Origin of the sequence: Candidatus Pelagibacter sp. Uisw_127, assembly GCF_047722515.1 — a bacterium.
Lineage (GTDB): Bacteria > Pseudomonadota > Alphaproteobacteria > Pelagibacterales > Pelagibacteraceae > Pelagibacter.
The window spans coordinates 436,037-454,543 of sequence record NZ_CP159815.1 but is presented as its reverse complement, the minus strand read 5'-3'; the positions used below and the strand labels follow the sequence as shown (position 1 = coordinate 454,543).

15 protein-coding genes and 1 tRNA gene are annotated in these 18,507 nt (G+C 24.1%); 6 read left to right on the top strand and 10 right to left on the bottom strand.

What is annotated here, in order from left to right:
• Window positions 1-95 precede the first annotated feature (95 nt).
• On the bottom strand, window positions 96-2,282 hold the full coding sequence (locus tag ABXT65_RS02405) for an autotransporter domain-containing protein (protein WP_415323966.1): 2,187 nt from the start codon (window positions 2,280-2,282) through the stop codon (window positions 96-98).
• Between the two features lie 216 nt (window positions 2,283-2,498).
• Between ABXT65_RS02405 and ABXT65_RS02400 the strand changes: the two genes are divergently transcribed.
• Both ABXT65_RS02400 and ABXT65_RS02395 read left to right on the top strand, forming a co-directional pair.
• Window positions 2,499-3,695, top strand: a complete 1,197-nt coding sequence (locus tag ABXT65_RS02400; RefSeq protein ID WP_415323964.1) for a methyltransferase domain-containing protein — start codon at window positions 2,499-2,501, stop codon at window positions 3,693-3,695.
• 8 nt (window positions 3,696-3,703) lie between these two features.
• Entirely contained in the window at window positions 3,704-4,525 is an 822-nt protein-coding gene (locus ABXT65_RS02395) for a phytanoyl-CoA dioxygenase family protein (RefSeq protein ID WP_415323962.1), read from the top strand.
• A gap of 123 nt (window positions 4,526-4,648) precedes the next feature.
• On the opposite strand, the gene ABXT65_RS02390 is transcribed toward ABXT65_RS02395, so the two are convergent.
• On the bottom strand, window positions 4,649-5,428 hold the full coding sequence (locus tag ABXT65_RS02390; protein WP_415323961.1) for an NAD kinase: 780 nt from the start codon (window positions 5,426-5,428) through the stop codon (window positions 4,649-4,651).
• Window positions 5,429-5,432: 4 nt separating this feature from the next.
• Window positions 5,433-5,517, bottom strand: a tRNA-Leu gene (locus tag ABXT65_RS02385).
• A gap of 129 nt (window positions 5,518-5,646) precedes the next feature.
• On the opposite strand from ABXT65_RS02385, the gene ABXT65_RS02380 reads away from it, so the two are divergent.
• Genes ABXT65_RS02380 through ABXT65_RS02365 form a run of 4 tightly spaced genes read left to right on the top strand, consistent with a single transcriptional unit; the run spans window position 5,647 to window position 10,496 of the window.
• On the top strand, window positions 5,647-6,816 hold the full coding sequence (locus ABXT65_RS02380) for a DPM/DPG synthase family glycosyltransferase (protein ID WP_415323959.1): 1,170 nt from the start codon (window positions 5,647-5,649) through the stop codon (window positions 6,814-6,816).
• Between the two features lie 8 nt (window positions 6,817-6,824).
• Window positions 6,825-8,126 carry a hypothetical protein gene (locus tag ABXT65_RS02375; RefSeq protein ID WP_415323957.1) on the top strand — a complete coding sequence of 434 codons (1,302 nt, stop codon included), beginning with the start codon at window positions 6,825-6,827 and terminating at the stop codon, window positions 8,124-8,126.
• Entirely contained in the window at window positions 8,123-9,385 is a 1,263-nt protein-coding gene (locus ABXT65_RS02370) for a DegT/DnrJ/EryC1/StrS family aminotransferase (RefSeq protein WP_415323955.1), read from the top strand. The genes ABXT65_RS02375 and ABXT65_RS02370 overlap by 4 nt, the downstream gene beginning before the upstream one ends.
• Before the next feature lies 1 nt (window position 9,386).
• On the top strand, window positions 9,387-10,496 hold the full coding sequence (locus ABXT65_RS02365) for a hypothetical protein (protein ID WP_415323953.1): 1,110 nt from the start codon (window positions 9,387-9,389) through the stop codon (window positions 10,494-10,496).
• Here ABXT65_RS02365 and ABXT65_RS02360 read toward each other — a convergent pair.
• The 7 genes from ABXT65_RS02360 to ABXT65_RS02330 all read right to left on the bottom strand — a co-directional run bounded on the left by ABXT65_RS02360 (window position 10,476) and on the right by ABXT65_RS02330 (window position 18,492).
• The gene (locus ABXT65_RS02360) at window positions 10,476-11,156 is read right to left on the bottom strand and encodes a hypothetical protein (RefSeq protein ID WP_415323951.1); all 681 of its coding nucleotides are present in this window, start codon (window positions 11,154-11,156) and stop codon (window positions 10,476-10,478) included. The two genes, ABXT65_RS02365 and ABXT65_RS02360, sit on opposite strands and share 21 nt — an antisense overlap.
• Window positions 11,143-13,095: an acyltransferase family protein gene (locus ABXT65_RS02355; protein WP_415323949.1), complete on the bottom strand. Its 1,953-nt coding sequence runs from the start codon at window positions 13,093-13,095 to the stop codon at window positions 11,143-11,145. Before ABXT65_RS02355 ends, ABXT65_RS02360 begins: the two co-directional genes overlap by 14 nt.
• Before the next feature lie 11 nt (window positions 13,096-13,106).
• Window positions 13,107-13,802 carry a glycosyltransferase family 2 protein gene (locus ABXT65_RS02350; RefSeq protein WP_415323948.1) on the bottom strand — a complete coding sequence of 232 codons (696 nt, stop codon included), beginning with the start codon at window positions 13,800-13,802 and terminating at the stop codon, window positions 13,107-13,109.
• A 10-nt stretch (window positions 13,803-13,812) separates the two neighbouring features.
• Window positions 13,813-15,582, bottom strand: a complete 1,770-nt coding sequence (locus ABXT65_RS02345) for a DUF1420 family protein (protein WP_415323946.1) — start codon at window positions 15,580-15,582, stop codon at window positions 13,813-13,815.
• 78 nt (window positions 15,583-15,660) lie between these two features.
• A complete protein-coding gene (locus ABXT65_RS02340) occupies window positions 15,661-17,337 on the bottom strand; it encodes an LIC_10190 family membrane protein (RefSeq protein WP_415323944.1) in 1,677 nt (558 codons plus the stop codon).
• Window positions 17,334-17,738: a gamma-glutamylcyclotransferase family protein gene (locus tag ABXT65_RS02335; protein WP_415323942.1), complete on the bottom strand. Its 405-nt coding sequence runs from the start codon at window positions 17,736-17,738 to the stop codon at window positions 17,334-17,336. Before ABXT65_RS02335 ends, ABXT65_RS02340 begins: the two co-directional genes overlap by 4 nt.
• Before the next feature lie 4 nt (window positions 17,739-17,742).
• Window positions 17,743-18,492, bottom strand: a complete 750-nt coding sequence (locus ABXT65_RS02330; protein WP_415323941.1) for a competence/damage-inducible protein A — start codon at window positions 18,490-18,492, stop codon at window positions 17,743-17,745.
• Window positions 18,493-18,507: the final 15 nt, after the last annotated feature.

Here is an 18,507-nt window from a genome sequence, read left to right as displayed (position 1 = left end):
GAAGAAAGTAGAACTCTCTGTAGTTATTCTGTAGTTATTTCTACACAATTACATTTAAGTGACTTGTGACAAATAAAGTGAGATTGTTTTTTTATCTAAAAAGATTTATTTGCACTAAATTTTATGTTGCTTTGATGTCCCAAACCATCTTTATCAATTCTTTCTATAGAAGATGATATATTCCAGCTATTTTTAAAACTCCAATCAAATCCAGTCTCTACCCGAATAATAGATGAGAAATCTTTATTAATACTTTTGCTATATTGGTTTGAGGAGCTTGAGATATAATTTACTTTTAAACTAGAAGCTTCAGTCAGATCTTCCGTTATTTCAAGTCTTAAATATGGGATAAATTTTGAATTTTTTAAATCTATTTTAGACTCCATTAAAGATCCTATAGAAATAGAATAATTTTTTAGATCACGATCATCAAACTTTAATTTTAAATTACTATCACCATTTTCAGAATAAGAGTCAAACATAGTATAACCAAAATTTACTTTAGAATAATTATTAAAATTAATTAACTTATAATTTTTTTTTAAATTATACTTAATTGCACCAAAAGCTTGTTTACTTTTCAATTCACCCGTTACTTTAGTCTTATTTGCAACATCAACAATTCTGGTAGTTGCTTGTTTTGTTTGTCCAAGTCCTAATATAGCATCTACATAGTTTTCATCATTAGCTTTCCAAGTGTTATAAAATGATAAAGTTGAATTATTAGATCTATACTTAGTTCCATTTGTACTAACCTCTACATCTTCAGTTTCATCTCTTAAAGCAAACCCTAATAAAAAATTATCAGTCCAGTCTAAATCTACACCAAGTGTAAATCCATTTGATTGATTTTTTCTACCTAATTTACCCACATTTAAATTAAGGCTTCCTTTGGATAATGAACCTGCACTCCACATAACCCACTTCTTAGGTTTTAAACCAAATTCTTGTTTCATATATTTTGAAAGTGGTAGTTCGGTAATAAATTTTTCTATATTACTCTCTGTAAAATTAAATCCTCTTTTATTAGAAACTTTTTTAGAATATTTTTGTAGATAATATTTTGCTAGTTTAGCATGAGTATGATTATCTACTCCTTCATCAATGAATGACAATCTAAAATCATTTAATTGTAAACCTTTGTTGTCTCCAGTTCTTCTGAACTGTTCCATTCGATTCATAATGGAATTAGTCGAATTAAACATATGTCTTTTCATGCTCTCGGTTTGAGCTTCCACTATTCCAGATAATTGTTTGTCATTAAATGCTTGGTGCGTACTTCCACTTGCCTCTAGAGAGCTTATCGTTAACGTTGTTAATCCAGAAGTTGTAGCTGTTTCACCTGCAGTTCCTCCATATTCAATAATGTAATAATCTACACTTGTCGAATTACATGGAAAATCATTCCACTCTCCATCACTTCTCATGTGTGCACAATCTTCTTCTCCTGTTGTATTACTACTGTGATCGTTGGGTTCAGCACTTTTCCAATTGTTATAAGAGTAACCAATAGCTACTGAACAATCACTATCTGCAGCATTGGCTTTACCACTAATTGCTACTTGACAAAAAAAAGTTTTTCCATTGTCAGGACCTGATATCCATTCCCAAGTTCCTTCAGTTACTGAATGAGAGTTTGAAGTTAATGAGGCCTTATCAGAACCACCAATCCAAGCATCTTGATTCACTTTTGCATTTAAAAAATCATTTTCTGCTTGTGAAGTTATACTAACAAGATAACCAGATAATCCATTAAATGTAGATCCTTGAGCTGCTGCTATTGAATCTGCAAAAGAAATCTCATCATCGTTAACTATTTTATAATAATGACCATTTGCTGAATTATAATTATTACCAGCAGGTGTTATTGAAAGTGTAACGGTTGGTGATCCAGTAGATCCATCACCTTTAAAAGATAAAGTAGCTAGAGCAGCATTTATTTCAGCCTGAGTTCCTATAAATCCTATTTCAGGATGATCACTAGCTTCTAATTTGCAATTAGTAGGTTCACTGGAATTATCTGCAGTATAATCACAATACCCAGAAGCTTGCTCCAAACCTGTGGTAGTTGTAACAATTAAAGTACCAGCTGATGCAACAATAGTTGCTAATAAATCTGTTGCTGTATATCCACTGATACTTGGCGTAGTTCCTGAAGAAGATAATAAAACAAAAGCAGTGGTATCAGCTGTCAAACTTGACGGCATCGTTATAGTTTCAGCTGAAACGTAATTAAAATTTGCAAAAATATTTACAACTAGGGCAAATATTAATTTTTTCATAATAAGTTAAAATCTAACATAATAAAAAACAAGGTATAGTTATTCTGTAGTTATTCTTGTGCAAATATCTTGACGCGAGTCTAGAAGTAAGTAGTATCAATAGTTAATGAAAGGAAATTTAGTTAGCTTGTTGATTTGTAATCAATAGGTCCGCGGTTCGACTCCGTGCGGGGGCACCATTAGCAATAAATCATATAGAATAGGAGTTAAAGTAAAGTGTTGAAAAAAATTATCAAAATAGAAAAAAAAGTACAGGCTGTTTATCAGAGAGTTAGTCCTTCGTTTTACCCCAAATCAAAAGAGAGAATAAATTTCAAAAAAAACAAAGCTTTTTTAAAAAATCTTTTTTTTAATTACCTAAAAATTCCTTTGGGATATTTAGAAAATAAATCAATGTTAGAATTTGGTTCAGGGACAGGAGAATTTTCTATAAATTATTTACTATGGAAAATGAAAGCTGATCTTATAGAATTAAATCCTATATCCATAGAAAAATGCAAGAAATATTTTAAAAAATTTTCAAAAACAAAAAATTTTAAAATCATAAATAAATCAATTTTTACTTTTAAATCAAAAAAAAAATATGATTTTGTTAGCTCAATAGGAGTGATCCATCATACAAATTATGAACAAGCTTTCAATGTAAAGGCTAAATTTTTAAAAAAGAATGGTTTCATGATGTTGGGTATAGGTAATGCTGCAGGAATGTTTCAAAGAAATCTACAAAGATATATCATTTATTTTCTTTCTGATAACAATGAACAAAACTCTTATAATCTTGTTAAATATCTTTTTCCATATTTTTTGAGAAGAGCTCAAAAATATGGAAGGAGAACTTTAGATTCAATAATTTACGATAATTTTATAAATCCTAAAGATCATCATCCAACAACAAAAGCATTACTAAATTTAGCAAAAAAGAATAAATTAAAATTATACTCTTCATGGCCACCAATTATACCAACTTTTTTAAATAATTCTGCTCAAAATTTTAATTACGATATTGATGATTATAAGAATGTCTTATCCATAAATGATATCTTTTCTATGATACATAATGCGGATGATGCTAAAAAATTAAAATTTATTGAAAAAAAAACATATAAAGATGTTCAAATATTTAATGATTTAACAATGTTAATTAATAATATCGGAGATAAGAAATTACCATCAATAACTTCACTAAGTAGAAAGATTGATAAAATGAGTAAAAAAAAAAGTTTATCTTTTTTAGATAGCACTAATGATACTAAGTTGAATTATTCTAATTTCCAAATGGAATTAGTTAAATTGTTAGAAATTTTAAAAACAAAAAATATAAAAAAATTAAGAGATTTTCTTAAAACTACTAAAGTTTTATTCAAAGGTAACGCTGGTATTGGCATGAACTATTACATGTTTCATAAATACTAGATTCAATTATGAAAAGATTTTTTTATAAAGAAAAAGATTTACCATCTACTTACAATTATTTTAAAAAAGAAGGTTTTATCACATTTAAAAATATATCAAAAAAAAATGATGTAGAAGATATATTTAAATCTCTCTTTTATCTTTATAATAAATATTCAAAAAAAAAATTAAAAAAATATAATAAAAAAAAATTAAATGAAAATTTAATAAAACTAAGAAAAAATAATAAGTCTGCCTTTTCTTCAATTTATGATGATGCTCAAATATGTCACTCAACATATAAAATACTACATTCAGAAAAAGTTTTAGAAATTGGAAGGATATTATTGGGTGAAAAAAAAAATAGTCCAATTGGTGTTTCTGGAACTATGTTAAGATTAGATCCACCTCATGATAATAGAAACCTTTATAATTGGCATCAAGATCATTCTTATTATCATCAAAATAAATCAGGGACTAATGGATTGGTTATTTCTATAGGTTTAAATAATATCGATATTAATAATGGCGCCTTGAAAGTTGCAACAAGAAGTCACAAAAGTGGTTATATTGATGCCAAAACTATTAGAAAAGATTTCTCTTCAGCACAACAATATTCTATTTCACCAAAAAAAATAATTTCTTACAAAACTTCCTTACAAACTTTAAAACAATGTGATCTATCTGCGATATATTTGGATACAATGCATGCCTCTGGAGATAATTTATCAAATGAGTTGAGGGTTACTGGACTAGTTAGGCTGCATAAAATTATGTCCAAGGATTTTAGATCTTATAGAGATAACACTGCGTTTATTGATGAAATCAAAAAAAAAATTATTTTATATTAATTATTAAATGCTAGCTTGAAATGGCATAATAACAATCATGCAAAATTGTTTAAAAGATTAATTCTACTGGTTATTTTGTAATCAATAGGCCTGTGGCTCGACTCTGTACAGAGCCACCATCACTTAGTTATTTGAAGTTTCTTTTCTTGTTTGCTCAATTTTTATTTTTTTATGAAGGCTATTGTTTTTATCATACAATAATTCAAAACTAATTTTCTTATTAGCTTGAATTTTAATTGTCTTTGCATTTCTAACTTCAAAATTATCTGCAACAGCACTAATTGGTCTTTTATTGGTATCTAAATTTTTTATCAAAATTTTAGACTTATCACTAACTATTGTGCCCTTCCATCTTCTGGGTCTAAAAGGGCTAATGGGTGTAACTGCCAGTTTTCTCGAATCTAAATTTAGAATTGGACCATGTGCTGATAAATTATAGGCTGTACTTCCTGCTGGGGTTGAAACTAGTACGCCATCAGAAATAAGATTTTTAATAATATTTTTCTTATTAGCTGTAATAGAAATTGATGATGCCTGCTTGCTTTGTCTCAAAATAGAAACCTCATTAATAGCTATCGATTTTTTTGTTTGATTATTTTTATTGGTAACGGTCATTTGCAAAGGATAAATCTTTATACTATTAGAGATATTTAAATTTTTAATAATATTTTCATTAGAGAACTTATTCATCAAAAAACCATAGTTTCCAGAATTAATTCCATAAAAAGGTTTTTTAAACTTATGTAATTTTTTTAAAGTTTGAAGCATGAAACCATCACCACCTAACACAATTATAATGTTAGATTTTCTTAAAGTTGTAATGTTAACTTTTTTAACTAGGATTGATTTAATCTTTAAAGAAGCTTTCGTTCTATCAAAAACTAAATACACTTTGCTTCTCATCTAATGGTGCCCTCGGCCAGACTCGAACTGGCACTCCAAAAAGGCACGGATTTTAAGTCCGTTGTGTCTACCAATTTCACCACGAGGGCATTAATGAATTTCATGATTGTTTATGTTAATATTTATAATTGAACAAGAGTAATAAGTAAATTTTATTAAATTTCTTATTATTTGTTTTATTTATCATTTTAACTATATTGATATATTACATTATGAAAATGAGCAATTTAGATGTCACAATATTAATGCCTTGTCTTAATGAGGAAACAAGCCTTCCTTATTCAATTAAAAAAGCAAAACAGTTCATAGATAAAAATAAATTAAAAGGTGAAGTTTTAATTTCAGATAATGGAAGTACTGACAACTCAATATCAATCGCAAAAAAACATGGTTGTAGAGTTATACATACAAAAACAAAAGGTTATGGTGCAGCTTTAAAAAATGGAATAAATAAATCAAGAAGTAAAATTGTTATATTTGGAGATGCTGATGGATCATACGATTTTAGTCAAATAGAGGTGTTTTATAAAAAACTAACCTCAGGCTATGCTTTTGTTATAGGTGATAGATTTGCTGGTAAAATTAATAAAAATGCAATGCCGATTCTTCATAAATATTTAGGAAATCCAGTATTGTCTTTTTTAGGAAGATTCTTTTTTAAAAATAAAATTAATGATTTTCACTGTGGTTTAAGGGGAATTAACAAAGAAAAATATAAAAATTATAATAAAAGATTATTTTGTAATGGAATGGAGTTTGCAACAGAAATGGTTGCGTACGCTTCAATCAAAAAATTTAAGACTTTTCAAACACCCGTTACATTACATGAAGATAAAAGAATAAATACAAAACCTCACTTAAGAACATGGCCTGATGGTTGGAGACATTTAAAGTTTATTATCGCATTGTCACCAATAAGATCCATGTTTTTACCAGGCCTTTTTTTTATATTACTAAATTTAACTTTTATGATTATGATAATTTCAACAAATTTTTCTCTTACTTTTTTTAATACAAAGTTATCTTTTTTATCATCAATATACTTTACATTATTTAGTTGGATTGGAATTTTTTTAATAATTTCATCATTACAAAGTTTTAGGATTATTTCTCAAAAATATAATGAAAAAAAAACAGATAATTTTATATTTAATTCATTTTTAAAAATAAAATCAGATACCTTTTTTCTTATTTCATTAACATTATTATTTTTATTTATAATTTTTTTTTATCCAATGATAGATTATTGGTATTTGAAAAAATTTATTTATTTTGATATGAGCTTATTTAAGTTTAATTTAATAATAACTACCTTTATTATTCCTTATATGATTGGTTCATTGATAATAGGGGTTTTAAATTACTTGAACGAATTATTTCTAAAATAATAATTTAGATGACAGAAAAATCAATAACTATAGTTGGCTCAGGAATTAATGCTTATTTCTTTATAAAAAATTTAGTTAATAAAGATATTAAGATTAATTTAATTGATTTTTCAATTGATGGTTTAAATAAGTATAATGAAAATAGTAATAGAAAATTTAATAATCTAAGCTCACCAAAAATTTTAGTAGAAAATTTTGATGATAATATTGATAAATTTAAAGAATTGAATTGCCTCACATACAATAATTTCAATACACAGAGTGGTTTGAGTATAGGTGGCTTATCAAATGTATGGGGTGGTACGATCTATGAATTTACCAATGAAGAGTTAAAAAAAAATAATTTACATAAATTTAATTTATATGATTATTTAAAATATATAACTGATGAAGATTTAAAAATTAGCGAACCCGAAAGAAAACCTTTTTTTGAAAACTTATTAAATAGAGATCATTTTAACATAAATTATAATAAAAGATTACTTTCAACTAATGGAAAGCCATTTAATGTTAAGGAAAAAATTCAAAAACTAATTGATAATAAAAAAATTAATTTTATTGATGGGTTTGTTGATAAAATTATCAAAAAGAATGATAAATACGATTTATTAATTAAAGATAAAAATAACAATGAATTATTTTTTAGCACTAAATGCTTAGTACTAGCATCAGGCTCAATCTCAACAGCACGACTTTTAATGGATTTATTAAAGAAGAACAATGCAAAATTATTATCTACACCACTTTATAGAGAAGTTTTTTTTACAACAAATCGTCACAAGGATACCAGTTTAAATGCAATCTTTTCTGTAAGTAATAAAAAATTTAAAGAATTTTCATCGCATATCTTTCCTTTGAATGGCCTTAATAACAATTTTTTTTTACAGTATCTAAAAATAAAAAATAATTTCTTAAATCCAATAATTGATTACTTAAAACCAAACCTTTATGGTGTATATAGTTATCTGAGTAGCGATTACTCCAGTATTGAAATTGTACGAAAAAATCAAAATTACTCAATAACAGCGAATAAAGTTAAAAATAATAAAAAAATTTTTAAAAAAAGCACACTAAATAATATTAAAATTTTTAAGATACCATTTATATCAAAAGAGCTTTTGCATGGCAGCGATAATCATGTTGGTGGCTCTTTTCCTTTGAAAGAGTATTTTAATGATTTAAATGAATTAAATAATTTCAAAAATTTACATGTAATTGACGGAACTTATCTCAATTACATACCACCATTAGGTTATACTTTAATAACTATTTTAAACGCTATAAGAATAGCGAAAAATATTTCCCGATGATTATAAACAAAATTTCAAGAATAAAATTATACCTTCCAGTTAAAATACTTATTTTATCCTTTTTTCTAAATAAAGAAAAAAGTAAAAATTTTATATCTAAAAAGTTTCAAAATACTTTTAAAAAAAAATACATTCATTTAACAAGTATGTGCAGAGTGGGCTTTCTTATAATCCTAGAATATCTTAAATTTAAAGATGCCAAAAAGAATGAAATTATAATTTGTTCTTATAATTTAAAAGAAATGGTCGATATACCAAGAATACTAAAATTTAAGATAATACTTGTTGATATTAACAGAAAAGATGGCTCTTTAGATATAAAAAAAATTTTAAAAAAAATAAATAATAAGACATCAGCAATATTAATAACAAATATTTTTAGTAGTTATAGTGATCTAATAAAAATAAGAAATATTACGAAAAAAAAAAAAATTTTACTCATTGAAGACAATGCAATTTACTATGGGAATTATAAAAGAACGAAAAATGGAAAAAAATTTGCTGGTAGTTTTGGTGATGTTTCAATCTTAAGTTTTGGAATAATGAAAAATGTTTCAGCATTATATGGTGGGGCTGTTTTAACAAATTCTAGAGAAATTAATAGATTTGTGGAAAATAGAATTAAAAAATTCAATAGCTTTTCTTTCTTAATTTATTCAAAACAAATTTTTCTTTTTCTTTTGTTAAAATCTCTTCTTTCAAAATTTATTTATAATTTTTTATTTTTCTATATAATAAAAGTATCTCACTTTAAAAATATAGATTTTTTTCTTAAAAAATTATACCCAGCTGAATACTTTTATAAAAAAAAACACATTCCATCTGTTTACTATTCAAAAATAAATGGCTTAAGTATAAATATGATTTATCTGCATATTAAAAATGAAAAAAAATTAAACATTGAAAGATTAATTAGAAAAAAAAATAACCAAAATTATTATAAAATATTATCTAAAAATAAGAATATTAATTTATTAAAAATTGAAGATTTTAATTTTCAAAATTTTTTAGAATTTCCTATTATTTGTAAAGAAAAGAATGCGTTATCAAAATATCTTTTTAAAAAAGGAATAGAAACTAGATTTTATTATTATAAAAATTGTGAAGAATTATTAACAAATAAAAATCTCTATAAAAATAATACTTCAACTCAATTTGAAAATGAATTATTATGCCTTCCATCTCATGATAAAATTAATAAAGTTCAAATAATTAAAACCTGCAATCATATTGAAAAATTTTTTAAAACTCGATTTTAAAATGAAAAATAAAAATTTAACTATCTATTTTATATTAAGTTATATTATAAGCTTAAGTTTGATAATTTTTTTTTATAGAGATTTGAACTCTTATTATTTGGCTGTAAGCAAGTATGGTGATAATGAAAATTATTTACAATTAGCAAATAATTTCTTGAATTGGGAATTTTCAATATTTGTTTATCATCCTTTTGGCATATCAATACTCATTTTTGTGATAAATTTTATCACCACAATTGATCCTGTGATTTTGATGGTTTTATTGAATATTATATTTGCTTACTTCTCAATATTAATTATTGCTAAAATTTTTAGTCCTATAGTCTCTGTTTTTTTTATCATTTTAGGTTATGAATTTACATTAATATCTTTAATGGGTGGCAGTGAAATATCAGCAATTTTTTTTATATTACTTAGTTTGTTTTTGTATAGATACAATTTAAAAAAATCATCATTTATAACTGCTTCATTTGTTTATTTTATTAAGCCTTGGGCTATTGCATTACCAATTTCTATTGGAATTATTTTATTTTTTAAAAAAAAAAAAAAAACTTTTTTTGAATTCTTTATAATTTCAATTTTAATGTTTTCTATTTATTTAATGATCTCATATATAGTTTATGGACCAGGCCTAATTTTTGAAGGATATAAAGACAATGATGCTTTAATAAAAGGCCAAGAATCATTTTTAGAATTTCCTTTCGTGGCTATGTTGAAAGAAATAGTTGGACCAAACAGTACAAATGGACTTCCGCTTCCAATAACAAACATTATTAAAAATTTTTTTTATATTATATTAACAGTATCGGGTTATTTAATTATGTTAAAAAGGTTTAAAGAATATTTTAAGGATGATATTTACAAGGTTATTTTTATTTTTACGTCATTGCAAATTTTTTTAATATTTACATATAATTCGCCTTGGATATTTCATGAATTTCCAAGATATTCAATTATGATTTTACCATTTTTAATCTTTTCTTTTAAAGATTATTTACCAACAAATAAGCTTTTAATATTCATATTTATAATCTTATCAGCAACATTCAATGGTTTCTCTGCAGTAGGATATAAAAATTATATTAATTTTTTAGGAAATATTTTTTTTTAAAAAATTGCATAAATAAGCTTTTAAGATCAAGAAATAACTGGGTTCTTTATTCAATTTTCCTAAAAAAGGTTTAATTTTATTTCTTTTATTTATTTTATTTAAGCTATTTATAATAAAACTATAATTATCCAAATATAAACGGCAAATATCTACAGCATCTTTTTTTGAAATTTTCATTCTTTTTTTGTTAACAACATAACCACTGTCAAAACTAGAGTTTATTTTATGAAAAGTTAGATCTAGATTTTTCCAATCATACAAAAATTTATAAAAAAAAATAAAACTTCCTCTTTGATTTATAAAGTTACCACAATGAAAATTATATATATTAAAATTTTTTATCATTATTTTTTTTGGAAAATTTAAACTTAAACCATAAAGATATTTATTATCTAATTTTTTTACTAATTTAATATTTGGTAAGTTTAAAATTTTTTCAAGTTTCACACTCTTATTTATCAATCTTAGTAGTTTAAATAATGATCCAAATAAAAAAAAAATAGTTAAGACTTTTATGCCTCTGGTTAATTTTGGCTCCACACTATAGATATCAATTTTTTTATTTTTGAGATATTTGCAAATCTTATACACAACAGGCAACGTAAATATGCTGTCATTTGTGGTGTAAATAAGAATTTTTTTTTTATTAGTTGATTTCATTTAGCCAATTTATCTCGTTAATTTTTTTACCAAAATACCTTGCTCCATTTACAGTATAATGTGATCCGTCATAATAAATTTTTTCTTTTTTATCAGTTAATACTTCACATCTTTTTTTAATCTCAAAACAAGCATATAATTTTTTTTCTAGATAAATAATATTTAATCTATTTGCAATAATTTCTAATTTATTGTTAATTTTTTTTATATGTTCACGTTGTTTTTTATAAAAGTTTTTTTCAATCTCCATTAATTCAATTTCAGATGGTAAACGTTTATTCTTATATGTGAAATAATCAATTAAAGTAAAATTTTGACCCAAAAAAATATCATTTTGAAAAACTGGTGAATTTGATGTTATGATAATTTTTTTATTAAAAGTTTTTAATATTTTAATCAACTCCTCTAAAGCATTTAAATCTTCTTTTGCCCAATAAGTACTAAGTATAATAACATCTGAATTATTTATAAGTTCTTTATTATCATTTGAAATATTTTTGTGTATTTTTTTATTTTCATCATTAAGTTTTTTTGACGTTAGGCACTTATTTGACTTTAAAAGATCTTTAAGACACCATAATTCAGTTGTATAAAGACCAATTTCAATATTATCAAAAATATTTTCATTAGTTTTTAATGTTATATAAAGATCTTCTCCGTGTGAATTACCTATGATTAGTATATTTTTCTTATTTTTAGATTTACTAAAATTTCTTATTTTAAATTCATTCAAGTATTTAATTCTTTCTTTTGAGTATACCTTGTTATCCCAACTATAATTTTGATTTAATCTAAAATTTGACAACTTTTTTTCTTTTAATAACTTATTTGACATCAAATAACTAATATTAAAAGTTAATATTAAACTTAATGAAATAATTAATGATATTAAAAAAAATTTTGTGCTAGCTTTTTTTCTATATAAATTTTCAATAAAAAAATATGTTATCAATGAAAAAAAAATAACCGAAATAACAATTAAAATTTTATTGACTCCACCTCCATATATTAAAACAAAAGAAAAAATAGGATAATGCCACAAATAAAGTGGATAAGAAATTAGACCTATGCCAACAAAAATCTTAGTAGATATAATTTTGGTCAATATTTCATTTCTATCTGAATACCAAATAATTAACATTACTCCAATAATTGGGGCTAATGTGTAAATGGATGGATGGCGCATTTTATCGTTAAATAAAATAAAAGAAATAATAATTAAAATAATTCCAAAAGTTGGTAAAATTTTTGTCCAACTTTTTTTTTTATCTCTTCCAAATTTTACCTCTAATTTAGCTAAAAAAGCTCCTGCTAATAATTCCCATAAACGTGTATGAATAAAATAAAATGAAGCAGATGCATAATTTTTACTTCCCCAATCAGCTAAAAAAAAACTTATCAAAATAAATATAAAGATTACACTTAAAATATAATTTTTAAAAAATCTAAAACAAATAATTAAAAAAAAAGGAAAAAATATATAAAATTGTTCTTCAACTGATAATGACCAAGTGTGTAATAAAGGTTTATAAAAACTACTCTCAGCTCCATACACCAATCCACTGTAATGAAAAAATATATTTGAAACAAAACCTAATGAAGATATTAATGATGTAGAAAATTCATATAAAGAACTAGGCATGAGATAAATCCATGCAAAAATCATACTAACTATTAAAACAAAGAAAAGTGCCGGAAGTATTCTTCTTGCTCTTCTTTCATAAAAGGTCATAAAAGAAAAAGTATTGGTATCCATAAGTTCTTTTAAGATAATTAATCCGATTAAATATCCAGAAATTACAAAGAAAATATCTACACCAATAAAACCACCTTGTAGTATATCGAAACCATTAAAATTTAAACGGGCATGGTAAATAATTACCGCAACTACAGATATTGCTCTTAAACCATCAATCTCTGGTCTATATTTTATTTGCATCTTTATTTAATTTAGGATTTTTTGAATAAATTATAATAAAAGATACATCGTAGTGCGCTAAAACCATCACGCCAAGTAATTTTTTTTCCATCAAGATATGTTCTTCCATAATATTTTACACCAACTTCATAAATACGTAGTTTTTTTTTTGAAATCTTGGCAGTTATTTCAGGCTCAAAACCAAAACGATTTTCTCTTAAATTAATATTCTTAATCACATCACTTCTGAACGCTTTATAGCAAACCTCCATATCTGTGAGATTTAAATTAGTAAGCATATTGGATAACAAAGTTAAAATTTTATTTCCAATCATGTGCCAAAAATACATAACTCTTTTTTCTTCAGATCCAACAAATCGTGAACCATAAACAACATCAGCAACACCACTCATTATGGGCCTGAGTAATTTATCGTAATCACTTGGATCATATTCTAAATCAGCATCCTGAATTAATATAATTTCACCAGTGGCTTCCTTAATACCCCTTCTTATTGAATAACCCTTTCCAAAGTTTTTCTCATTGAGTATTAAACGATCAATTTTATCATTCAAATCTTCCTTTAAAATCTTTCTGCTATTATCAAGTGAAAAATCATCAATTACAATTATTTCATCATTTTTATTTATTTGTTTTTTTACAATATTAATAATTTCAATAATTGTTTTTTCTTCATTATAACATGGAATAATTACACTCAGTTTCATATAAAAATATTTATTTAAAATTTGTACAATAATTCAATTTATCAGAATTAAAATGATAAATATAAATTTTATACTTTTCACCTGTATTAAATGGATTTCTTGAACTTTTTTCAAAGATATCAGAAGTTTTATACACACTTCCAATGCATTCTGCTAAAAAATGATCATTAAAGTTATTTTTATAAGAAACAATAAACTTTGGGTTTTTTTGTTTTAAGTACTCAACATATTCTTTTGTTTTCAGAAATCTTAAGATGTTTTCAGAGCTTTCTAAAGGAATTACCTCATTAGCAAAAAACACATTAGATCTTAGCTCTGAGATTATTACATCATTAGACGAAATTTGATTATTTGACCATTTAATTGCTTCATATTCAAAAGAATTTTTTTTCATAAATTTATCCCTTTTATCTAAACTAATTAAAGTCACAAAACTTACAGTTGCAAAATAAAAGGATACAATTATTACTAAAATAAATTGAGGGATTAAAAAATAAGTAAAAAACTTATAATTAAAATATTTCTTATTTAAAAAATAAAAACCAATACCGATCCATAATAAAAATTCAAAGTATATTTTTGCTGTTTGCTGACCAAAAATAAAATGCAAAGCAATAGTTAAAAATGTAATTATCAAAATCAACTTAAATTCTTTTGTGATTTTTTTTATGAATATTAACAATAATAATTGAAAACCAAGAATTGTTGTTATGCTCCCAAAAGAATTTGGAATAAATAAATTAAATGGATAAAAAAAATCGTTATCTCTAAAATTACTTAAATTATTTAAAAAATTGTCTGGCAAGGTTGTGAAAATATTTATTAAACCAAATTCAGAAACCTGATTAAAATTATAGATACTTTTTGGTAAAAAAAATAATATTAATAATAAAAACAAGTAAGAAGTAGCTTTTTTATCATTTTTAAAAGTTTGAGCTAATACTAATAGTCCCAATACAGTGCATGATAATATAAACGATAATTTATATTGTGCAGATCCCATTAATAAAATCCCAATTAAAAGAATATTTTCAATCTTGAATTTTTTTTCTTTAATAAAAATATAAAGTGCAGCTGTTGTAAGAAGTTGAGGAAATAATAATGGTTTAGGTCCAGAAATTAAAAATAATATTACAGGTGAGCTAATTATAAAAAAAAATAAAAAATTTAATTTCGAATTATCTTTCTCTTTATTTTTCAAAAACTCAAAAAAGAGTACTAAAGCTAAAAATTGAAAGAATGTGAAAAAATTATCTGAATTTAAGTATAATCCAATTGCGTTAAATAATTCACCATTTCCAAACAAAGATCCATGCAGCCAAATATCTTGATTTGGTAATTTTAAGTAATTTAGCAAGTATAATGGTACACCGAAGTGATAATCTAAAGCATCTGCCATCGATGGGGGGCCTATTGATATTATTAAGAAACATAGCAAAATAACTAAAATGAGTATTTTAAAAATATCAATTTTCTTTTTAATAAATGATTTAAATAATATTTTTATCTTTTTAAAAATATCAACATTTATTATTCCAAAAAAAATTAATATATATGATGAGATAATAATAATTTCCTTAAAAAAACCAAAGACAAAAAAAATAAAGATTATTTGTGATAAAAAAATAGTAGCAATAGATAAATCAAAAAAATAATAGTTATAGTTTTTAAAAAAATTTTTATTGATTAATCTACCTATGTTTAAAATTCCTGAACATAAAATAAAAGTTATTAGAGTTTGTAATAATGGTTGAATTGTAGGATTTATCAAAGAATTCATGAGTTAAATAATATTTTTTATTTAGTGTTGGATAATCTTCATAAGCATCTATAATTTAACAAGAGTTACAATTCAAACTTAATAAGTATAGTAAATTGTATATCCTAAAAAAATTTCTTTTATAAGGTCAATTTTCATATTGCTGCAAGGTGGCGCTGAATATCCGCATGCTTCATCTTTATTATAATATGTAAAAACTTTATCTTTGTTAAAAATTTTTAAATACTTTCCTTTATCAAGAGGATCATACATGGAGGGAGAGATTGCCTTGGCATTAGCATTAAAAATTCTGTCAACATTTTTAACAAGAATTAAACAGGCTAATGTTATAATGAAAAAAATAAAAAAATTATAGTATTTCTTAATTTTTATTAAATCAATATTTCTAATAAAAATAAAGTATATGGAAAATATTATAAAAGTATAAATGAAAGATATACCAAATCTATATAGTGGAAAATTTAAGAACCACAAAGTCAGAAATGCAAGGCTTGTATAGAAAATCAATAAATGAAATTTATTATCATGATTTTGATAATTTTTTTTTAAACATCGAGTAAAATAAAAAAATAAAAAATTTAAAATAAGAAATATTATAACTGGAAATAATTTTTCTATAATTATTAAAAAATGTGTTTTAAACCAAGTAGATAACCAGTTAAAATTTTTACTGTATTCGCTCTGGTTTAAACTTTTATTCAAATTATGGGGCCATGCTTTAGCCCACGCCTCACCCTCTGCAGATACTTTTTGAATATTATTATCAAACCAAATAACATTTTTAAAACATGTTTTTTGTATTGGGTAAATTAAACACCCGGTTATTAAAAAACCTTTTATTATCCAAAGTAATGTAAAAATTAGAGTAAACGTAAAAAAGCTTGATCTAAAAATAATAAAATTTTTTTTAATTAAAAAGAAAACAGTAAATGGTATAATCAGAGTAATTAGATAAAATGGCTTTGTTAAAAAAGTAAATAAAAAAATTAATGAAAATTTCTTAAAAATTATAAGATCTTTTTTTTTTATATAAAAATCTATAAGATATAATATTCCCAAAAAATAAAAAATGTGAGTCTGCGCATCATTTCCATAGCCACTGTATCTATTAAAAGAATATAACGAAAAAATTAATATTAAAAATGTATAATAAGATTTTAACCTTAATGAGTTTATTTTAAAGTCACTCTTAAATAATTTGTAGCAATATATAAAAAAATAAGAAGCAAGTAACCCTATTGGTATAAGAACCCCATTTTCTTTTAATAATGAATTATTAAAAAAACTAGAGATATATTGAAATATCGAAATATGACCAAATCGAAAATGTATATTAACCAGTCCTATAATTATTTTTTCTTCATTAATTATTTTAGAATAAGGAAGATGGTAAAGTAATGCATCAGGAGTGTTTACATTTGAATAAATGAATAAAATAAAACAAAAAAAAGAAACATAAAATACTTTTTTTAATAACTTAATCTTATTTTGATCAAAATAATTAAATACAAAAGATAAAATAAATATAATAACAAAAATAGTATTATTTATTATTATATTTAATGGATAAAAAAAATTAATTGTTAAACTTATAAACCCGATAAATATAAAACCAAAAAGACCATTTTCTTCTAAATTTATATTGTCATGCTCTAAAAATATAAATTTTTTAAGTAAAAAACCACATTGTGATAAAAATAAACATATAATTGAAATTTGTATAAAAATAAAAAGATGTTGAATAGCAATTGTCATGAGTTTTTTAATGCTTGCTTAAGAAACTTTTGGTCCAAATTACAATCTTTATATCCTTGATTAACAATACTCAGATATTTTTTTGTCGGGAACATAAAGATACTTTTTTTTACCATTGTATAAGTCATTACTTTTTTGCCATAATAAGTAAAATAATATTTTTTGTATAGCGTTGGATAATCTTCATAAACATCTAATTTTTTTTCATCAATTTTCGATATTTCAAATAACGCTCCTGGTACTATTGAGTTTTTTTTAGACTCTATGTCAGCTGCTCTATACTTGCTTCTGAAAGTTAACTTAAAATTGTTTAAATTAATTTTCTTTAAAAAAATGCTGTCTTTACATCTTTTTTTCATTTGAAAATAGTTGAGATTACTACCGTAAGCGAAATAAAGCATTTAACTATCTAACAACTACTTCTATTTTTTTTTGATTTATAAACTCTAATATTTCAAAACTACACTTGTTAATCTTAAGTTGGTCTTCAGATCGTATCACTATTGATACACCTAATTTACCTGCTTGAAAAAATGGGTAACTGCCAATTTCTACATCTTTATTATTATTTTGAACGTTAGTTAAAGAACTTGCAATTACACTTTCAACTGTTTTTAAACTTATAGTGTGGCTTAGTATTGGATCTCCCCCTACTATCTTATCTTTCAATCCACCTAACATTGATTTTAAAATTGAAGGAACTCCAGGTAAACAAAAAATATTTTCAACATTAAATCCTGGTGCTCCACTCGTTGGGTTTAAAATTAAATTAGCATTGCGTGGCATCCATACCATTTTTTGTCGTCCTTCATTAAACTCACCTACATCGTAATAAGCTTCTAATATTTTAAAAGCTTCTTTGTGAATTTCATATTCAAGATTAAATGCTTTTGAGATAGATTTTGCAGTAATATCATCGTGTGTCGGGCCTATGCCACCAGTTGTAAACACATAATCATTAGCTTTTCTTAAATTATTAACAGTGTCAATAATTGTATCTTCGATATCTGGTATAACCCTTACTTCATTAACCTTAACACCAATTGAATTTAACCAAAGAGCTATTGAGCTAGTATTTGTATCTTGAGTTCTTCCTGAAAGAATTTCGTTCCCAATAATTAATATTGCGGCATTAACTTTTGTGTTTTTTGTCATATTTAAATATACAAT